Source organism: Enterococcus sp. 5H (assembly GCF_028128615.1).
Taxonomy (GTDB): Bacteria; Bacillota; Bacilli; order Lactobacillales; family Enterococcaceae; genus Enterococcus_L.
Genome location: NZ_AMDP01000021.1, coordinates 42,830 through 58,323 on the forward strand (window position 1 = coordinate 42,830; position 15,494 = coordinate 58,323).

General features: G+C 34.9%; 14 protein-coding genes. 12 read left to right on the forward strand and 2 right to left on the reverse strand.

The annotated features are described in order from the left end of the window. Positions 1-3: 3 nt before the first annotated feature. Entirely contained in the window at positions 4-1,140 is a 1,137-nt protein-coding gene (locus C240_RS08410; protein ID WP_271494327.1) for a hypothetical protein, read from the reverse strand. A 119-nt stretch (positions 1,141-1,259) separates the two neighbouring features. On the opposite strand from C240_RS08410, the gene C240_RS08415 reads away from it, so the two are divergent. The 10 genes from C240_RS08415 (at position 1,260) to cydC (ending at position 11,881) form a co-directional block, all read left to right on the forward strand. Further along, positions 1,260-1,661, forward strand: a complete 402-nt coding sequence (locus tag C240_RS08415; protein ID WP_271494328.1) for a DUF1433 domain-containing protein — start codon at positions 1,260-1,262, stop codon at positions 1,659-1,661. Between the two features lie 189 nt (positions 1,662-1,850). Further along, complete coding sequence (locus C240_RS08420; protein WP_271494331.1) at positions 1,851-2,240, forward strand: DUF1433 domain-containing protein; 390 nt, start codon at positions 1,851-1,853, stop codon at positions 2,238-2,240. A gap of 167 nt (positions 2,241-2,407) precedes the next feature. Further along, the gene (locus tag C240_RS08425) at positions 2,408-2,896 is read left to right on the forward strand and encodes a nucleoside deaminase (RefSeq protein WP_271494333.1); all 489 of its coding nucleotides are present in this window, start codon (positions 2,408-2,410) and stop codon (positions 2,894-2,896) included. Between the two features lie 26 nt (positions 2,897-2,922). Beyond that, complete coding sequence (locus C240_RS08430; protein WP_271494335.1) at positions 2,923-3,228, forward strand: hypothetical protein; 306 nt, start codon at positions 2,923-2,925, stop codon at positions 3,226-3,228. Between the two features lie 269 nt (positions 3,229-3,497). Further along, a complete protein-coding gene (locus C240_RS16370; protein WP_442896588.1) occupies positions 3,498-3,584 on the forward strand; it encodes a putative holin-like toxin in 87 nt (28 codons plus the stop codon). Between the two features lie 1,057 nt (positions 3,585-4,641). Beyond that, complete coding sequence (locus tag C240_RS08435) at positions 4,642-5,550, forward strand: magnesium transporter CorA family protein (protein ID WP_271494337.1); 909 nt, start codon at positions 4,642-4,644, stop codon at positions 5,548-5,550. Between the two features lie 406 nt (positions 5,551-5,956). Further along, a complete protein-coding gene (locus C240_RS08440) occupies positions 5,957-7,375 on the forward strand; it encodes a cytochrome ubiquinol oxidase subunit I (RefSeq protein ID WP_271494338.1) in 1,419 nt (472 codons plus the stop codon). Then, positions 7,372-8,397 (forward strand): cytochrome d ubiquinol oxidase subunit II, encoded by a 1,026-nt coding sequence (cydB, locus tag C240_RS08445; RefSeq protein WP_271494340.1) that lies wholly within the window; start codon positions 7,372-7,374, stop codon positions 8,395-8,397. Before C240_RS08440 ends, cydB begins: the two co-directional genes overlap by 4 nt. Beyond that, the gene (cydD, locus tag C240_RS08450; RefSeq protein ID WP_271494342.1) at positions 8,394-10,124 is read left to right on the forward strand and encodes a thiol reductant ABC exporter subunit CydD; all 1,731 of its coding nucleotides are present in this window, start codon (positions 8,394-8,396) and stop codon (positions 10,122-10,124) included. The genes cydB and cydD overlap by 4 nt, the downstream gene beginning before the upstream one ends. Next, positions 10,124-11,881 carry a thiol reductant ABC exporter subunit CydC gene (cydC, locus tag C240_RS08455; RefSeq protein ID WP_271494344.1) on the forward strand — a complete coding sequence of 586 codons (1,758 nt, stop codon included), beginning with the start codon at positions 10,124-10,126 and terminating at the stop codon, positions 11,879-11,881. The genes cydD and cydC overlap by 1 nt, the downstream gene beginning before the upstream one ends. 202 nt (positions 11,882-12,083) lie before the next feature. On the opposite strand, the gene C240_RS08460 is transcribed toward cydC, so the two are convergent. Beyond that, entirely contained in the window at positions 12,084-13,064 is a 981-nt protein-coding gene (locus C240_RS08460) for a polyprenyl synthetase family protein (protein ID WP_271494346.1), read from the reverse strand. A gap of 117 nt (positions 13,065-13,181) precedes the next feature. On the opposite strand from C240_RS08460, the gene C240_RS08465 reads away from it, so the two are divergent. Together C240_RS08465 and C240_RS08470 are read left to right on the forward strand one after the other, a co-directional pair. After that, positions 13,182-14,087, forward strand: coding sequence for a prenyltransferase (locus tag C240_RS08465; RefSeq protein ID WP_271494348.1), 906 nt, complete (start codon positions 13,182-13,184; stop codon positions 14,085-14,087). A gap of 28 nt (positions 14,088-14,115) precedes the next feature. Further along, on the forward strand, positions 14,116-15,327 hold the full coding sequence (locus C240_RS08470) for an NAD(P)/FAD-dependent oxidoreductase (RefSeq protein ID WP_271494350.1): 1,212 nt from the start codon (positions 14,116-14,118) through the stop codon (positions 15,325-15,327). Positions 15,328-15,494 lie beyond the last annotated feature (167 nt).

Sequence of the window (15,494 nt, forward strand, 5' to 3'; positions counted from 1 at the left end):
TATTTAAAAACTTGTAGCAATTTGTTCATCTGAAGCTTTAGCTTTAACAGCTGCCATGCGTAAACTTTGAGCAAATTCCCCTAAATTATCGCCAATTGACACCATTTTTGACTTTAACTCGCTGACAACTTCTGGATTGTGGGCGTAGTACTGATCTCCTTTGGAATATGGCGCAACCGCTTTTAAAATATCTTGAATTTCATGATCTTCCAATTCAGAATAAGCACCGCCACTGGCTTCACTTCGGATATGTTTTTGTAACGCCATTATTTCTTCTCCTTCGTCCCACTCATACTGTTCAATTGTTTTTTTGATCCCTAATGCTGTACTTTTCATATCGTCATACTGCGCAGCTGTAGCTCGGAGTAAGGTTGGAGCAAACAAGAGCATAATACTCCCATCTCCATTAAACATCTCTAGAAAAGTATCCGTAGGGTGCCCACCTAACGTTAATAAACTCATAATAAACGTTTCTAATTCTTTATTGCTTTTTGTGTACACTCTTCGGCCTACTAAAGGCATACCAAATTGATCGAAGTTTCCGACACTATCATTCATGTGTGTATAGTTGGTAATTTTATCCGTAGCATGTCCGGCATCAACCCAGTTTTTGGCTGTTTCACTTAATAAGCGATAAATATTAGGCGCAGAAAAAACGGTGGCATATTCTCCAAATTCAGCAGCGACATAAGAAGCTAAGCCAGCACCTAGACTGTGGCCAGTATAATCAAAGGTTGCATTCTTGAATCGAGGATCTTTTTTTACTTGTTCCGCAAAATCTAAAGCGGTATCAAATTGGCTTTTAACTTGAACAGGAAAACGTATCGTTGTTCCTGGAACGGTTACTGTGCTGAATTTATTTTTTTGACCTAAGGTAACTTGCTGGATATCAGCACTTAAATCTCCGTCCAGATCTGCAAGATTGGTTCCTTTATACGAAATCGTGATATTGGACATATCAGGGGTTCCATTGACGATTGGGGCAATAGCAATCCCTTCTGCTCCATTTTTATCTGGATTGTTTAGCACAGAGACAATTTCATATTGCTTTCCTCCAAACCCTTCAATTTGTTCTCCAATTTTTAATCCTTGGTAAGCTCCAGTAGTTATTTCAAAAAAATCTTTATCCTTCTTGCTCATTATCGTTCTCCTTATGTTATACTTATGTTTAGTTATGAAATAAAAAGGACACAAAGACTATGAAAACTAGGTATAAATTTTTAATCGGGATAGGAATAATATTAATAGGAGTGGCAGCAATGAATTATTACAGCTATAAGGACTACATGGACAAACAAAAAGAGCGCATCGAGTTATTCTTTAACTATAACTATAATGATATTAATTCACTTACTTTCACTGAAACAAAAAAAAATCCTATGGGTTCACTAGATTTCTACGGCTATTTTAATTCAGACAAATCAAATCGATTTATAGGAAGTGTAATGCCTTATGACAAAGAATTTGAAAGAAATAATGTAATGAATGGTGAGTTTGCAAGAGCAAATACTAAATTTGAGAATGGAAAAACGTATACTGTTTCTGAAATAGAGAAGATTCAACGAAAGGAACGTCGAGAAAAAAGAGAAGAAAGTTCTGACTCTTGGTTCTCAGATTCTTCCAAAGCATCAGGTGTGGATAATTACTTAACTAAATTTTGAAGAGCCTAGTGCTCTTTTTTAGTATCAACCTTAGTTACTCAGATAAAACAGAAATATTGGAAATATCAGAGATTCCATTAACGATAGGTCCAACAGCAGTTTTGTCTACCCATTTTTATCCGTCTTACTAATTTATTGTTATCTTTATGTTATACTTATATTATTATGCTAAAAAAGGACACGAAGACTATGAAAACTAGGTATAAATTTTTAATTGGGTTAGGAATTATAATACTCGGGATAAAGGGATTAAATTACTACAACTATAATAACTACAAGGCAAAACAAAAGATGCGAATCGAGTTATTCTTTCACTATAATTACAACAATATTGATTCACTTACCTTTACTAAAACAAAAAAAAATCCAATGGGGACATTAGTTTTTTCTGGTTATTTTAATGATGATAAAGAAAATGATTTTACAGCAGATGTTATGCCTTATCAAAAAGAATTTGAAGGTAATATTACAATTAATGGCACATTTGATACAGAGAATGCTAAATTTGAGAATGAAAAAACGTATTCTGTTTCTGAAATCGAGAAGATTCAACAAAAGGAACATCCAGAAAAAGAGTAGAAAGTTCTAAATTCTTAGTTCTCAAATTCTTCCAAATCATCAAATCAGTATTTTCATGTTTAAAGCTACTTTAAACAGCTGATAAAGCGACCCTTTTTAAGATAGTCACAGTCCTAAACAAAACCGTGCTATACTTAACGTAAAGAAAAATGAAGGAGCGATATACAATGGAAAACCACACTGAACGAGCAGCAGAACAGAAAAAAACAGACATTGAATTTATGAAACAAGCCTTAAACCTCGCGCAATCAGCAGCAAAAAATGGCAACGAACCTTTTGGTGCACTATTGGTCAAAGGAGATCAAGTTGTTTTAACTGGAGAAAATCAAATTCATACCGAAAGTGATCCCACATTTCATGCAGAACTCGGGCTTATCCGTGAATTTTGTTCTACTCAAAAAATAACTGATTTAGCGGAGTACACGTTATATACAAGTTGCGAACCTTGTTGCATGTGCACAGGAGCAATGGTTTGGAGCAATTTAGGACGAATGGTTTATAGTTTATCTCATGATGAATTAGCAGAGATTGCAGGGTTTAATATAATGATTGGAAGTGAAGAAATATTTGCAAAAAGCCCAAATCAACCTGAAGTTGTGAAAGGTATTTTACAAGAAGAAGCTGTTCCATTATACACAAACTACTTTCAAAAATAACATTAGAATAAAAAGGAACGATTAAATTGAGAAAAAATGAATACTTAGCTTTAGTAGCAATGGAAGAATGTGCTGAAATCCAACAAGCAATATCGAAAGCGCTTAGATTTGGATTTGACGATCATCACCCAGCTAGAGCAAATGAAACCAATGAAGAACAACTGCTGACAGAGTTTTACCAGCTAACAGCGATGATGGAAGAACTACAGAAGCAAGGAGTGATTAAAGGCTTTACGCAAGATCAAATTGAAGACGTAAAACGAAAGAAAATTGAAAAAGTTTATAAATATATGGACTATTCAAAAGAAAAAGCTCTGTTGGAAGAAAAATAAAATTCAAGATATAAATAACAAAAAGAATGAAAAAAACTTTTTTATGTTACAATGAATAAATGTAGAAAAGTAAAAAGATGGTGTCTAGTTTTCTGGACAAACGCCTTTAAACAATACTGGCAGCAAATCCGCGATAAAAAGCATCGCTATATTTGCTGCCAGTATTGTTTAGGCGCTAAGCAAGTCCATCAAACTTTTCTATGTGGCTAAACTCTTAATAAAGGAGTGTTGCCTATGGACTTAGTTATTACTCCTAGAAAGGAATAACAATGTCAGTATTTGAAGTATTATCACTAATGATTGCTTTTGCAACGTTAGTTTTGCTGATTGTTGACGAAAAAAGACCAAAAAAATAACTATCTTTAAACTTTGACAAGGTTTAGATAGTTATAGTCTATTAAAAATGTCACCGTCTTTAACGGTTCTACATAAGAGAGGTATGTTGACGCATATCTCTCTTTTCATTTTTTATTGTATCATATATCCACATACGTCTTCAAGTCAGGAACACATTCTTAAATCTCCATAAACTTGCTTTTTATCTTCAAGTTTCAATTGACTATTGTAAATTATTTATATAAAATAGTAATAAATAGGACGATAAAAATATAGGCACTCTGCGGAAGATTTGGCGATCCTCCAACAGAGCCTTATACATCAGAGAACACCTGAATGTACAAGTTGCCCGAGTCAATTTTCATTGACCTTCTTTATTTTACTCAAAATGTCAGGAAAATACTAGTCTTTTTCTGCATTTCTGTAAAAAAGTGGTTAATGCTCTTAGTTGTCTTTTGCACGGTATCTGGTAGGTGTCCAGTACCGTTTTTTTTGCGTTCTGTGAGAACTGTGCTACAAAAAAATCCTTTTGTATCCACAGATAGTCTGAAAATAGGTGAATAGTGTCAAGTAATTTCTTAGTAAACACCGGCTTAAGACGCTGGCAGTCATTGTGTTTAAGCGGATAAATTCTACTGACCAAGAAGATCACATTTAAACAAATGGTCAATGACTGAATGAAGCGGACTTTTTCATCGTTTTCAGACTTAATATATAATGTACTTTAATAGAATACTTATGATGAAGAACGATCAAATCAAGAAATCGCTCGTTATATTATAGAGAATAAGAAATCACACACGTTAAATCAGGAAAAGTACATTGTGCTATATTCTGATTTTGATGTTAGTTTGCAGGAGAATAATCATTCAGGTTTTATGTCAGGGGCAAACTATACTAATTGGATGTGGATTCTAAGAAAGAATAATTTTTTGAACAATTGGGAAATAGTTAGACACGGTGTTTAGTTGAAAATGTTCTTTAAAATCCTTCTTGCCAAAGCCTTATAAAGTAAGGTATGCTGTTCTCGTTTAGATTAAAAAAGAGCGTAATCCAGCTCTGTCAAAGGGTGAGTTTATGGAAAATCAACAAGTACTATTTAATCATAGCAAAACATCTTGGATCAGTGTCAATAGTGACAATCCGACAAGTGTTGCTGGCATCAGAGAAAAATATCAATTGAATGAAGAGTTCATCAAGTATGCTCTCGATCAGAACGAACGTGCGCGAGTAGAGTTTGATCCGTTAACTGAATCACTTTTAGTTGTGTATAATGCCCCGCTTGAGGAAAAAGAGGACAATTATTTTATTACAAATCCTGTGACGTTTATCCTTCAAAAAGATCATTTTTTTACATTTACTTCAACGAATACAGCTTATTTGGTCAAAATGATTGAAACGCTAATTCACAATGATCGAGAACAAAGTCAGTATAGTCTTTTATTTAATACAATTTTTGCAATTTCAGATAAATTTATTCCTTTAATTGAAGAAGTAAATAGTGAGCGAAATACGTTAAACAAAGATATTAAGCAAAAAATCACGAATAAAAAATTATTGGCACTTTCTGATTTATCTGTAGGTTTAGTTTATTTAACTACGGCTATTCGTCAAAATAGTGTTTTGCTATCTTCATTAAAAGCGGTGAAAGTATACCGTCAATTAACAGAAGAAGAGAAAGAACAGTTTGAAGATGCGATTATTGAAGCCAATCAAGCAGTAGCAATGGCGCAGTTAGCAACGGATGTCCTGAAACAACTTTCCGATACGTATAATAACTTACTGAATAACAATTTAAATGACACAATGAAAGTCCTAACGCTGTGGTCAATTATTTTAACAGTTCCAGCAATTATTACCGGATATTTTGGAATGAATATTGCCATTCCCTATATCGATGGTGGCGACTCGTGGCTAAAAATTATTGGTCTGTGTGTCTTGATTTCGGCGTGGATCTTTTTGTTTATTTGGCGCAGAATTAAGTAAAAAAATGTGAAGGAATTCTTATTGGAAAATCAGTGCGACTTGGTTAACTAAAAGACTGGTTTAAAGCAAAATAGAAAACGTAAATAGGTGGATTTTCAGTGAGAGAAATGCTATTTAAATTTAATTGAAATTGTTTTTTTGTTTTTATGCTAGAATTGGGCAATATTTTAATGAAAAATGCAAAGAAACATTTGTATTTTCTAAATAAAGGAGTATACTCTAAATTGGAATCATTCTAAAATTAATAAAAAGAGTTTTCACAAATGTTTTAGTTTAAAGTTTGTTTTATTCTGTATCTTTGACTCATTTTTACAGTGCCGACCAACTGTCTAAATAAATGAATCATTTTGGAATAAAATTGGCTTCTTTCTTTTTGTGGAGGCAGTAAAAACAAGGAGGATTATGAATGTTTGATATTGTAACATTAGCAAGGTTCCAATTTGCAATGACGACAGTCTTTCATTATTTCTTCGTACCGTTTTCAATTGGATTAGCACTTGTTGTGGCAGTGATGGAAACGATGTACGTCGTGAAAAAAGATGAACGTTATCGTAAAATGGCGAAATTTTGGGGAAATATTTTTCTATTAAGTTTTGCAGTAGGTGTAGTAACAGGTATTATTCAAGAATTCCAATTCGGTATGAACTGGTCTGATTATTCACGGTTTGTAGGAGATATTTTCGGCGCTCCTTTAGCCATCGAAGCTTTACTTGCATTCTTCTTAGAATCAACTTTCTTAGGATTATGGATTTTCACTTGGGATAAAGTGAATCCTAAATTACATTTGACCTTTATTTGGTTAGTATTTGTCGGTTCAATGATGTCAGCTTTCTGGATTTTAGCAGCAAACAGCTTTATGCAACATCCAGTTGGTTATACATTAAACAATGGTCGTGCAGAGTTAATTGATTTTGGTGCAGTAATTGGTAACCCGAAAGTTTGGTATGAGTTTACCCATGTTCTTTCCGGCGCAATTGTGATGGGCGGAATGATCGTTGCTGGGTTAGCTGCTTTCCAAATCTTGAAAAAACGTGATATTGATTTTCACAAAACATCTATGCGCGTTGGATTATGGATTGCTCTATTAGGGTCATTATCTGTGTTATTCACAGGTGATTTACAAATGAAAGCATTGATTAACGATCAACCAATGAAATTTGCAGCTATGGAAGGCGATTATGAAGATTCTGGTGATCCAGCTGCTTGGACATTGATCGCATGGGCTGATGAAGCTCAGCACAAACAAGTATTTGGGATTCAAATTCCATATATGTTGAGTATCTTATCTTATAATAGCTTATCTGGTTCTGTCGATGGTATGGATACAGTTAACGAACGTTTGAAAGAAGAGTACGGCGATGATAAAAATTATTATCCGCCAGTTAATACATTATTCTGGAGCTTTAGAGTAATGGCAGGTTTTGGTGCGTTGATGTTGTTAGTTTCAGCATTGGGACTATTCTTTTCGCGTAAGAAAAAACCTTCACTTTACGAAAAACGCTGGATGGTCTGGATTGTTGCTTTATGTACATTCGCACCATTTTTAGCAAATACGACTGGTTGGCTAATTACTGAATTAGGACGTTATCCTTGGACTGTTTATGGTCTATTTACGATTGAAGACAGTGTGTCACCAAACGTATCCGTGGCTTCATTATTAACATCTAATATTATTTACTTTATCTTATTTGCTGGTTTAGGTTCCGTTATGGTTTATTTAATTACCGTAGAGATGAAAAAAGGACCTGATTATGAAGAAAAGAAATTAGCAAAAGAAAATTCTACTGATGTAGATCCATTTGATAAGGAGGTCTTCAGCAAATGAGTACATTGCAATTACTTTGGTTTGTCTTGATTGGTATTTTATTCTCTGGATTCTTCTTTTTAGAAGGATTTGACTTTGGTGTAGGAATGTCTGTGCAAACATTAGCACATGACGAAGAAGAAAAAGAACAAATCATCCAAACAATAGGACCTGTTTGGGATGGTAATGAAGTTTGGTTATTAACTGCAGGAGGCGCAATGTTTGCTTCTTTCCCATACTGGTATGCTTCATTATTTAGTGGCTTTTACTTGATTTTGTTCATTATTTTAGTCGGTTTGATTATTCGTGGGGTTTCTTTTGAATTCCGTCACCGTATGCCGGATGGTAAAAGACGTAGAATGTGGAACTGGACATTGTCGATAGGTAGTTTTATTGTGCCGTTTTTCTTTGGTGTGTTATTCATTGATTTAGTTCAAGGAATGCCGCTTGATGCAGATGGCAATATGATGGCGACTTTTACAGATTATATTAATGTATTTTCAGTTGTTGGCGGTGTTGCCTTAGCATTACTATGCTATTTACATGGCTTAAACTATATTACGTTAAAAACAGAAGGTCCTGTTCGGGAACGTGCGCGTAACTATGCAAAATTATTTTACTGGATTTTATACATTGGGTTAGTCGTTTTTGCAGCATTGTTGTACTTTAAAACAGATTTCTTCGATAATCATTTCTTGTTGACTTTATTATTGGTTGTGGGGATTGTTGCAGTAACAGTTGTTGCCAATGTTAGTGTCTTTAAAGAAAAAGAAATGTTGGCGTTTATTGCTAGCGGCTTGACTCTGATTCTTTTAGTGGCATTATTATTTAGCGGTTTATTCCCGCGTGTTATGATCGGTAGTGAAGGCTATTACGATATTTTAATTAAAGATGCATCAAGTAGCCCTTATACGTTGAAAACAATGACTTGGTTATCATTAACAATCTTGCCATTTGTTTTAGCTTATACTGCTTGGTCTTACTATATCTTTAGAAAACGTATTAAACATCCAGCAATCGCTGCTGTGGGGTATGAAGGATGATTGATAAAGCCATCTTAAAAATGCCGAAAATCAAAAAAATTATGATCTTGCTTGCAGGTTTTTCTTTCCTGCAAGCAGTATTTATTATAGGACAAGCATTTTATTTATCTAAAGCCGTAGTTGGGTTGTGGAGTGGTGGCCTTTTAAAAGACCAGCTGTTGAATATTTTGGTGTTCTTTTTGTTTTATACTGGACGGCATGTGGTGACCTATCTTCGGGAGAAAATGTTGGATCAATTTAGTTATGAACGTTCTCGTGAGTTAAGAGAAGCGTTGCTGCAAAAGATTTTCCGATTAGGTCCGACTGTTGTTCAAAAAAATGGTACAGGGAATATGATTACGATGGCGCTTGAAGGAATTAGTCAAACAGAGAATTATCTGCATTTGATTTTAATGAAAATCATGAATATGATGATTATTCCGTGGATTATTCTGGCCTTTGTTTTTACACAAGACATTCGTTCGGGTATTGTTTTGCTAATTGTATTTCCGTTAATTATTATTTTTATGATTGTTCTAGGGTATGCTGCTCAAAGTAAAGCAGATAAACAATACAAAGCTTTTCAATTATTGTCTAACCACTTTATTGATTCGTTAAGAGGTTTAGACACGCTGAAATTGTTTGGTTTAAGTAAAAAGTATGCAGGTAGTATTTATAATACGAGTGAACGTTTTAGAATGGCGACGATGAGTACCTTGAAAATTGCGATTTTATCAACGTTTGCTTTAGATTTCTTTACAACGTTGTCAGTAGCTGTTGTGGCTGTCTTTTTAGGTTTGAGTTTATTGAACGGCGGGATTTTGTTATTTCCAGCGTTAACGACATTGATTTTAGCACCGGAATTCTTTTTACCTGTTCGTGATTTTGCTAGTGATTATCATGCAACATTGGATGGGAAAAATTCATTTCAAGCGATTCAAGCTGTTTTAGATTTGCCGGAAATGTCAGAGACAGATCGTTTGTTGTTGGAAGATTGGGCAACCTCAACTGAATTATCGATGAATGGTTTAAGTTTTACGTATGAAGATGCAGGAAAACCAGCATTAAGTGATTTAACGTTTGGTGCAAAAGGGTATCAAAAAATTGGAATTATCGGTGCTAGCGGTTCCGGGAAATCAACGTTGATTAATGTTTTGAGCGGCTTTTTAGAACCTGATGCTGAAGGCACAAAAATCACGATTGATGGACAAGAAATTCCACATTTTTTACAAAAAGATTGGCAAAAACAAGTGTTGTATATTCCGCAGTCGCCGTACATTTTCCAAGATACTTTAGCAAACAACGTTCGTTTTTATACACCAGAAGCCGTGGATGAGCAAGTTTTAGCGGCGATCCAGTTAGTCGGTTTAGAACCGCTTGTAAACGAGTTGTCAGAGGGTATAAATACAGTGATTGGCGAAAGCGGTCGGATGTTAAGTGGCGGTCAAGCACAGCGTGTGGCGCTTGCTAGAGCTTTTTTGGACCAACAAAGACGTGTTTTACTATTTGATGAACCAACAGCACATTTAGATATTGAAACGGAAGTAGAATTAAAAGAAAGAATGTTGCCATTGATGCAGGATCATTTAGTTTTCTTTGCAACTCATAGACTACATTGGATGGCTGAAATGGATTATATTTTGGTGATGGACAAAGGGCAAGTGGTTGAAATGGGTACCTTGGATGAACTAATAGCGAAAAATGGTTACTATGTGAATTTAATGAATCAAATGAGGGGAGAAAACTAATGGAAAATACCCCGACAAATAAAGAATTATACGAAAAAGATCAATGGGTTAGACCGTTTCTAAAAAAGTATAAAGGTTTATTGTACTTAGCGTTGTTTTTAGGATTTTTAACCTTTTTCAGTGCGGGAGCGTTAATGTTTAATTCAGGCTACTTAATTAGTAGAGCTGCATCGCTTCCTGAAAATATTTTAATGATTTATATTCCAATTGTTTTAACACGTGCGTTTGGGATTAGTCGTCCAGTGTTTCGTTATATTGAACGCTTAGTTAGTCATAATTGGGTATTGAAAATGACCTCTGATTTACGGTTGAAGTTATATTTAGTCCTTGAAAAAGATGCGATTTTCTTTAAATCGAAATACCAAACAGGTGACATTTTAGGTTTGCTTTCTGAAGATATAAATCATTTACAGAATTTGTACTTGCGGACGATTTTTCCAACGATTATTGCTTGGATTTTGTATGTTTTTATCATTATTGGATTAGGTTTGTTTTCTTGGTGGTTTGGTTTATGCATGTTACTAATGCTTGGTGTAGTGGTTTTTCTGTTACCGCTAATTTCAGTTTTAGTAAATGGTGCTCGTCAAGAAAAGCAAAAAGTGTCTAAAAATGAGTTATATAAAACATTGACGGATAATATTTTAGGTGTTTCTGATTGGGTATTTAGTCAAAGAGGACAGGAATTTGTCCACACATATGAGCAAGAGGAAGCTAAATTACGTCAACTTGATGAAAAAATCAAGCGATTTAATCGTTTTAGAGATTTTGTTTTACAAGTAGCTTTTGGCGTTATTACGGTAGCACTTTTGGCTTGGACTAGTGTTCGTTTTCCTGGTAATCATGGTGGGGCAGCTAATTGGATTGCGGCGTTTGTGTTGACTGTTTTTCCACTGATTGACGCGTTTGCACCATTACCGGATGCAGCCCAAGAAACAAATATCTATAAAGATTCGATTAAACGTTTAAATGATTTACCTGAACCAGAAGAAGCCGTTGTTGTAAAAAAAGATATTGTAGTTTCAGATACAACAATTAAAATTAATGATCTGTCATTTTCTTATGAGCATACTGCTAAAAATGTATTGGAAGATTTGGATCTGACAATTAAGCCAAAAGAAAAGCTAGCAATATTAGGGCGCAGTGGTTCTGGTAAAAGTACGTTGGCAACTTTGATTCGTGGGGATTTACAACCGAATAAAGGAACAATCACTTTAGGAAATGTGCCTACAGAAGAATTTGGTGATACGATTACTGAATATATTAGTGTGATTCATCAAACGCCGTATCTGTTTAGAACAACGATTTTAAATAATGTTCGACTTGGACAAGAAGAGGCTTCAGAAGAAGAAGTCTGGCAAGTTTTAGCTAAAGTTGGGCTTAAGGAAATGGTGGAAGGCTTACCAGAAGAGTTACAAACTATGGTTGATGAAGCTGGTTTACGTTTTTCTGGCGGTGAGCGTCATCGTTTAGCATTAGCACGGATTTTACTGCAAGATACTCCAGTTGTACTTTTAGATGAGCCAACAACCGGTTTAGACCCGATTACGGAACAACGATTATTGGAAACATTCTTCACAACATTGGAAGATAAAACGATTATCTGGATTACCCATCATCTACAGGGTGTTCATATGATGGATCGTGTTATCTTTATCGAAGATGGACATTTGGAAATGAGTGGGACTCCACAAGAATTGCTTGCAGAAAACAAACACTATCAACAACTATATGCAATTGACCGTGGAATGGATAAGTAAACGAGGTAAAAATGAAAAAGTAGGAGGTTGGGACAGAAGTGTTTAACTCCGAGAAATAAGAAGAAATTCACGAAAATTGCTCTTTAAATTTTTGTGAATTTGAGCTTATTTCCGAAGGCGTTGCTTCTGCTCCCACCGTTTATTCGGAAACTAAGAGCTTGAAACATAACTTTTTGAGTTATGTCCCAAGCTCTCCCTCTTTCTAAAAAGATCGTTGTAATAATAATTGAGTTAATTGCTGTAAATGTTCTTTTGCTAAACATTCAGGTAATTTTTCAATATCAGTCAGCGCTTTTTCGGTTACTTTTTTAGCAAAAGCTTTCGCATCATTAACGCCGTCTAGCTGATGAACTAGTTGAGCTGTTTCTAAAGCCTCATCAGGCGTGATTTCTGCGCCCTTAGCTAAGTAGTGAGAGAATGATTCAGGTGATTTTTGCATAGCGAAAATCAATGGTAATGTGTAGACACCTTGTGCTAAATCTTCTAAAACAGGTTTTTTCAATGTTTCAGAATCTGCGGTATAATCTAAGATGTCATCATAGACTTGAAAAGCGATTCCGATGTGACGACCAATCCGTGTAGCTAAGCGTTGAACTTCTACAGAGGCATAACCAAAATGAGCACCTTCTAAACAGCTTAGAGAGAACAATTCAGCGGTTTTTCCATTAACACTGCGCAGATAATCCCAAACAGTCATATCGCTCTTATAGCGTGTATGCATTTGATCTAATTCACCCAGCAGTAAACGTTTCATTGCAGAAGCATTCGTGTGTAGAAATGTTGATCCATTCATGGTATCAGCAAGCAGTTCAAAAAATTCTGTGAATAAAAGATCACCTGTATAAACTGCAATATCCTTACCATATTGTGACTGTACCGTAATTATTCCACGGCGCAAGGGAGAATCATCAATAATATCATCATGGATGAGTGTTGCCATGTGTAAAATTTCGATTGAGGCAGCTATTTTGATTAACTGTTGTTCATCTTGCTTATTTTGATCCCCAATTTGGGCGAATAAAAAGAAAAAAGCAGGACGTAAGAGTTTTCCGCCAGAATAGGTTAATTCAACGATCGCTTCTTCAATATCTTTGTTGCGTATTTTTATTTGATTTTTAATTAATTCGCATGTTTTATTTAATTGTTGTTGGACAGTAGGAAACTCTTTCCAAAAATCATTCATAACACAATAATCCTTTCAGTAATTCAATACTATTGATTGTATACGAATTTGAGAAAGAAATACAGTAAATTATTTTATGAGCATTAAATTCAAGTTTAAGAGGAGGTGGGAGTATAATTGAATCGAGAAGTATTTTTTGAGTTAGTAGAGCTAAAAGCGAAGACTGCCAGTGTTTTGCCTTTTCTTTTAGGTATTTGTTTTAGTTGGTACCATTATCAACAGCTGCATTTGGTATATGTCCTTATTTATTTTATTGCAATGTTTATTTTTAACATGGCTGTTGATATTCTAGATAATTATAACGATTATCTCCACGCAAAAGAAGGTCATGATTACAAAGAAAAAACGAATATTATTGGACGAGAAAATTTATCTCTTGCAATGTTACGTCGCTGGATTATTTGGATGATTGTGATTTCTGCTTTAATGGGTATTGTTCTTTCAGTAATTGTTGGCTGGCCGTTGTTGTGGATGGGGCTTTATTGTTATCTGATTGGTATTTTCTATTCTTCTGGACCCAAACCGTTGTCTAGTTTGCCATTAGGAGAGGTTTTTTCAGGATTTACCATGGGTTTTATGATTACGCTGATTTGTGTGTATATCAATACCTTTGATTCTTTTCAATGGACAGCAAGTAATCTAGGCAGTGTTTTCTTGATTTCATTACCTAATACATGTTTGATTGCTAATTTGATGTTGGCCAATAATATTTGTGATTTGGAAGAAGATGAAAAAAATCATCGATTTACCTTAGTTCATTATCTAGGGAAAAAAGCATCTATTAATTTGTTCGTTGGATTGATTATAATTGCGTTTGTATCAATCATTTTAAGTGTGTTATTGCAATTAGCCCCGTGGACGATGCTTTTGACACTACTAACGCTACCGTTTATTTGGAAACAGACTCAGCTTTTCTTGAAAGAACAAGTTAAAGCCAAAACATTTATCTGTGCCGTAAAAATTTTAGCGGTTGGTGCACTTGCACAAGTTGTATTTTTTGCCATAGGATTATGGCTTAATTAATAAATAAAAAGGTTAAGAGGGGATTTAAATGAACAAACATGTCGTTATTTTAGGCGCTGGTTATGCCGGATTGAGAGCCTTACACGAACTTCAAAAAGGGAAAAACGATATAAAAATTACGTTAGTAGACCAAAATGATTATCATTTTGAAGCGACTGATATCCATGAGGTAGCCGCTGGAATTCAAACGTCAGAAAGAATCACATACCCAATCAAGGATGTTGTCAAAACAAGTTGCACAACATTCGTTCAGGGAACGGTAGAAAAAGTTGACAGCGAAAAACAATTAGTTCAGTTGAAAGATCAAGAACCTATTTTTTATGATTATTTAATCGTAGCATTAGGTTATGAGTCAGAATCTTTCGGTATTCCCGGTGTTGAAGAATTTTCACTAAAAATGGTAGATATTCCAACTTCAGAAAAAGTATACCAACATTTGACTGAACAAATGGAAGCTTACAAAGAAACAAAAGACGAAAATTGTTTGAAGATCGTTGTTTGTGGTGCTGGTTTTACTGGAATCGAGTTATTAGGTTCCCTTGTAGAAGGACGGAAGAAATTGGCTGAAATCGCGGGTGTTGAACCAGAAAAAATTCAATTATACTGTGTTGAAGCTGTGACTCGTCTATTACCAATGTTTAGCGAAAAACTTGGCGGATACGGTATCGATCATTTGAAAAAATGGGGCGTAAATTTCCTAGTTGGAAAACCAATCAAAGAAATTAAACAAGATACAGTTGTGTACCTGGACGATCAAGAAACCAACGAATTGAGTGAATTAGCTGCTAAAACAATTATCTGGACAACAGGTGTCAGTGGTAGCCATGTAGTTGGCGATTCAGGTTTTGCGGCGAAACGTGGCCGAGTGATGGTAGAATCAGATTTAACTGACACAGAGCATAAAAATGTGTATATTATCGGTGACTGTTCGGCAGTTATGGACAAAGAGTCAAACCGCCCATACCCAACTACAGCACAAATTTCACTAAAAATGGGTGAACATGCAGGTAAAAATATTAAAGCGCAATTAAATGGTCAACCAACAAAAGAATTTACTTTTAAATCATTAGGATCAGTTGCGTCAATTGGAAATAGTCATGCATTTGGTGAAGTTGGTAAAATGGAAGTTAAAGGGTACCCAGCTTCATTCATCAAAAAAGCGATTATGGATCGTTCTTTATTTGAAACTGGCGGCATTAAAGAAGTCTTAGCAAAAGGTCGTTTTGATTTTTATCGCTAAAACTAACGAAAATTAATCATCATTTAAATGCTCTTGAAAGTTGTCATATCTAGGCAGCTTTTGAGAGCTTTTGATGTGTGTTAGAGAGTTAAAATTTCAATGTTCTCAGGCACTGTGGTAAAGTGAGCATAAATAAATGTCCGTTTAAATGTATCAGTTTTCTTAAA

Excerpts from the sequence above, each read along its gene's own strand:
- C240_RS08410 (WP_271494327.1), bottom strand. The coding sequence starts at position 1,140 with ATGAGCAAGAAGGATAAAGATTTTTTTGAAATAACTACTGGAGCTTAC.
- C240_RS08415 (WP_271494328.1), top strand. The coding sequence starts at position 1,260 with ATGAATTATTACAGCTATAAGGACTACATGGACAAACAAAAAGAGCGC.
- C240_RS08420 (WP_271494331.1), top strand. The coding sequence starts at position 1,851 with ATGAAAACTAGGTATAAATTTTTAATTGGGTTAGGAATTATAATACTC.
- C240_RS08425 (WP_271494333.1), top strand. The coding sequence starts at position 2,408 with ATGGAAAACCACACTGAACGAGCAGCAGAACAGAAAAAAACAGACATT.
- C240_RS16370 (WP_442896588.1), top strand. The coding sequence starts at position 3,498 with ATGTCAGTATTTGAAGTATTATCACTAATGATTGCTTTTGCAACGTTA.
- C240_RS08435 (WP_271494337.1), top strand. The coding sequence starts at position 4,642 with ATGGAAAATCAACAAGTACTATTTAATCATAGCAAAACATCTTGGATC.
- C240_RS08440 (WP_271494338.1), top strand. The coding sequence starts at position 5,957 with ATGTTTGATATTGTAACATTAGCAAGGTTCCAATTTGCAATGACGACA.
- cydB (WP_271494340.1), top strand. The coding sequence starts at position 7,372 with ATGAGTACATTGCAATTACTTTGGTTTGTCTTGATTGGTATTTTATTC.
- cydD (WP_271494342.1), top strand. The coding sequence starts at position 8,394 with ATGATTGATAAAGCCATCTTAAAAATGCCGAAAATCAAAAAAATTATG.
- cydC (WP_271494344.1), top strand. The coding sequence starts at position 10,124 with ATGGAAAATACCCCGACAAATAAAGAATTATACGAAAAAGATCAATGG.
- C240_RS08460 (WP_271494346.1), bottom strand. The coding sequence starts at position 13,064 with ATGAATGATTTTTGGAAAGAGTTTCCTACTGTCCAACAACAATTAAAT.
- C240_RS08470 (WP_271494350.1), top strand. The coding sequence starts at position 14,116 with ATGAACAAACATGTCGTTATTTTAGGCGCTGGTTATGCCGGATTGAGA.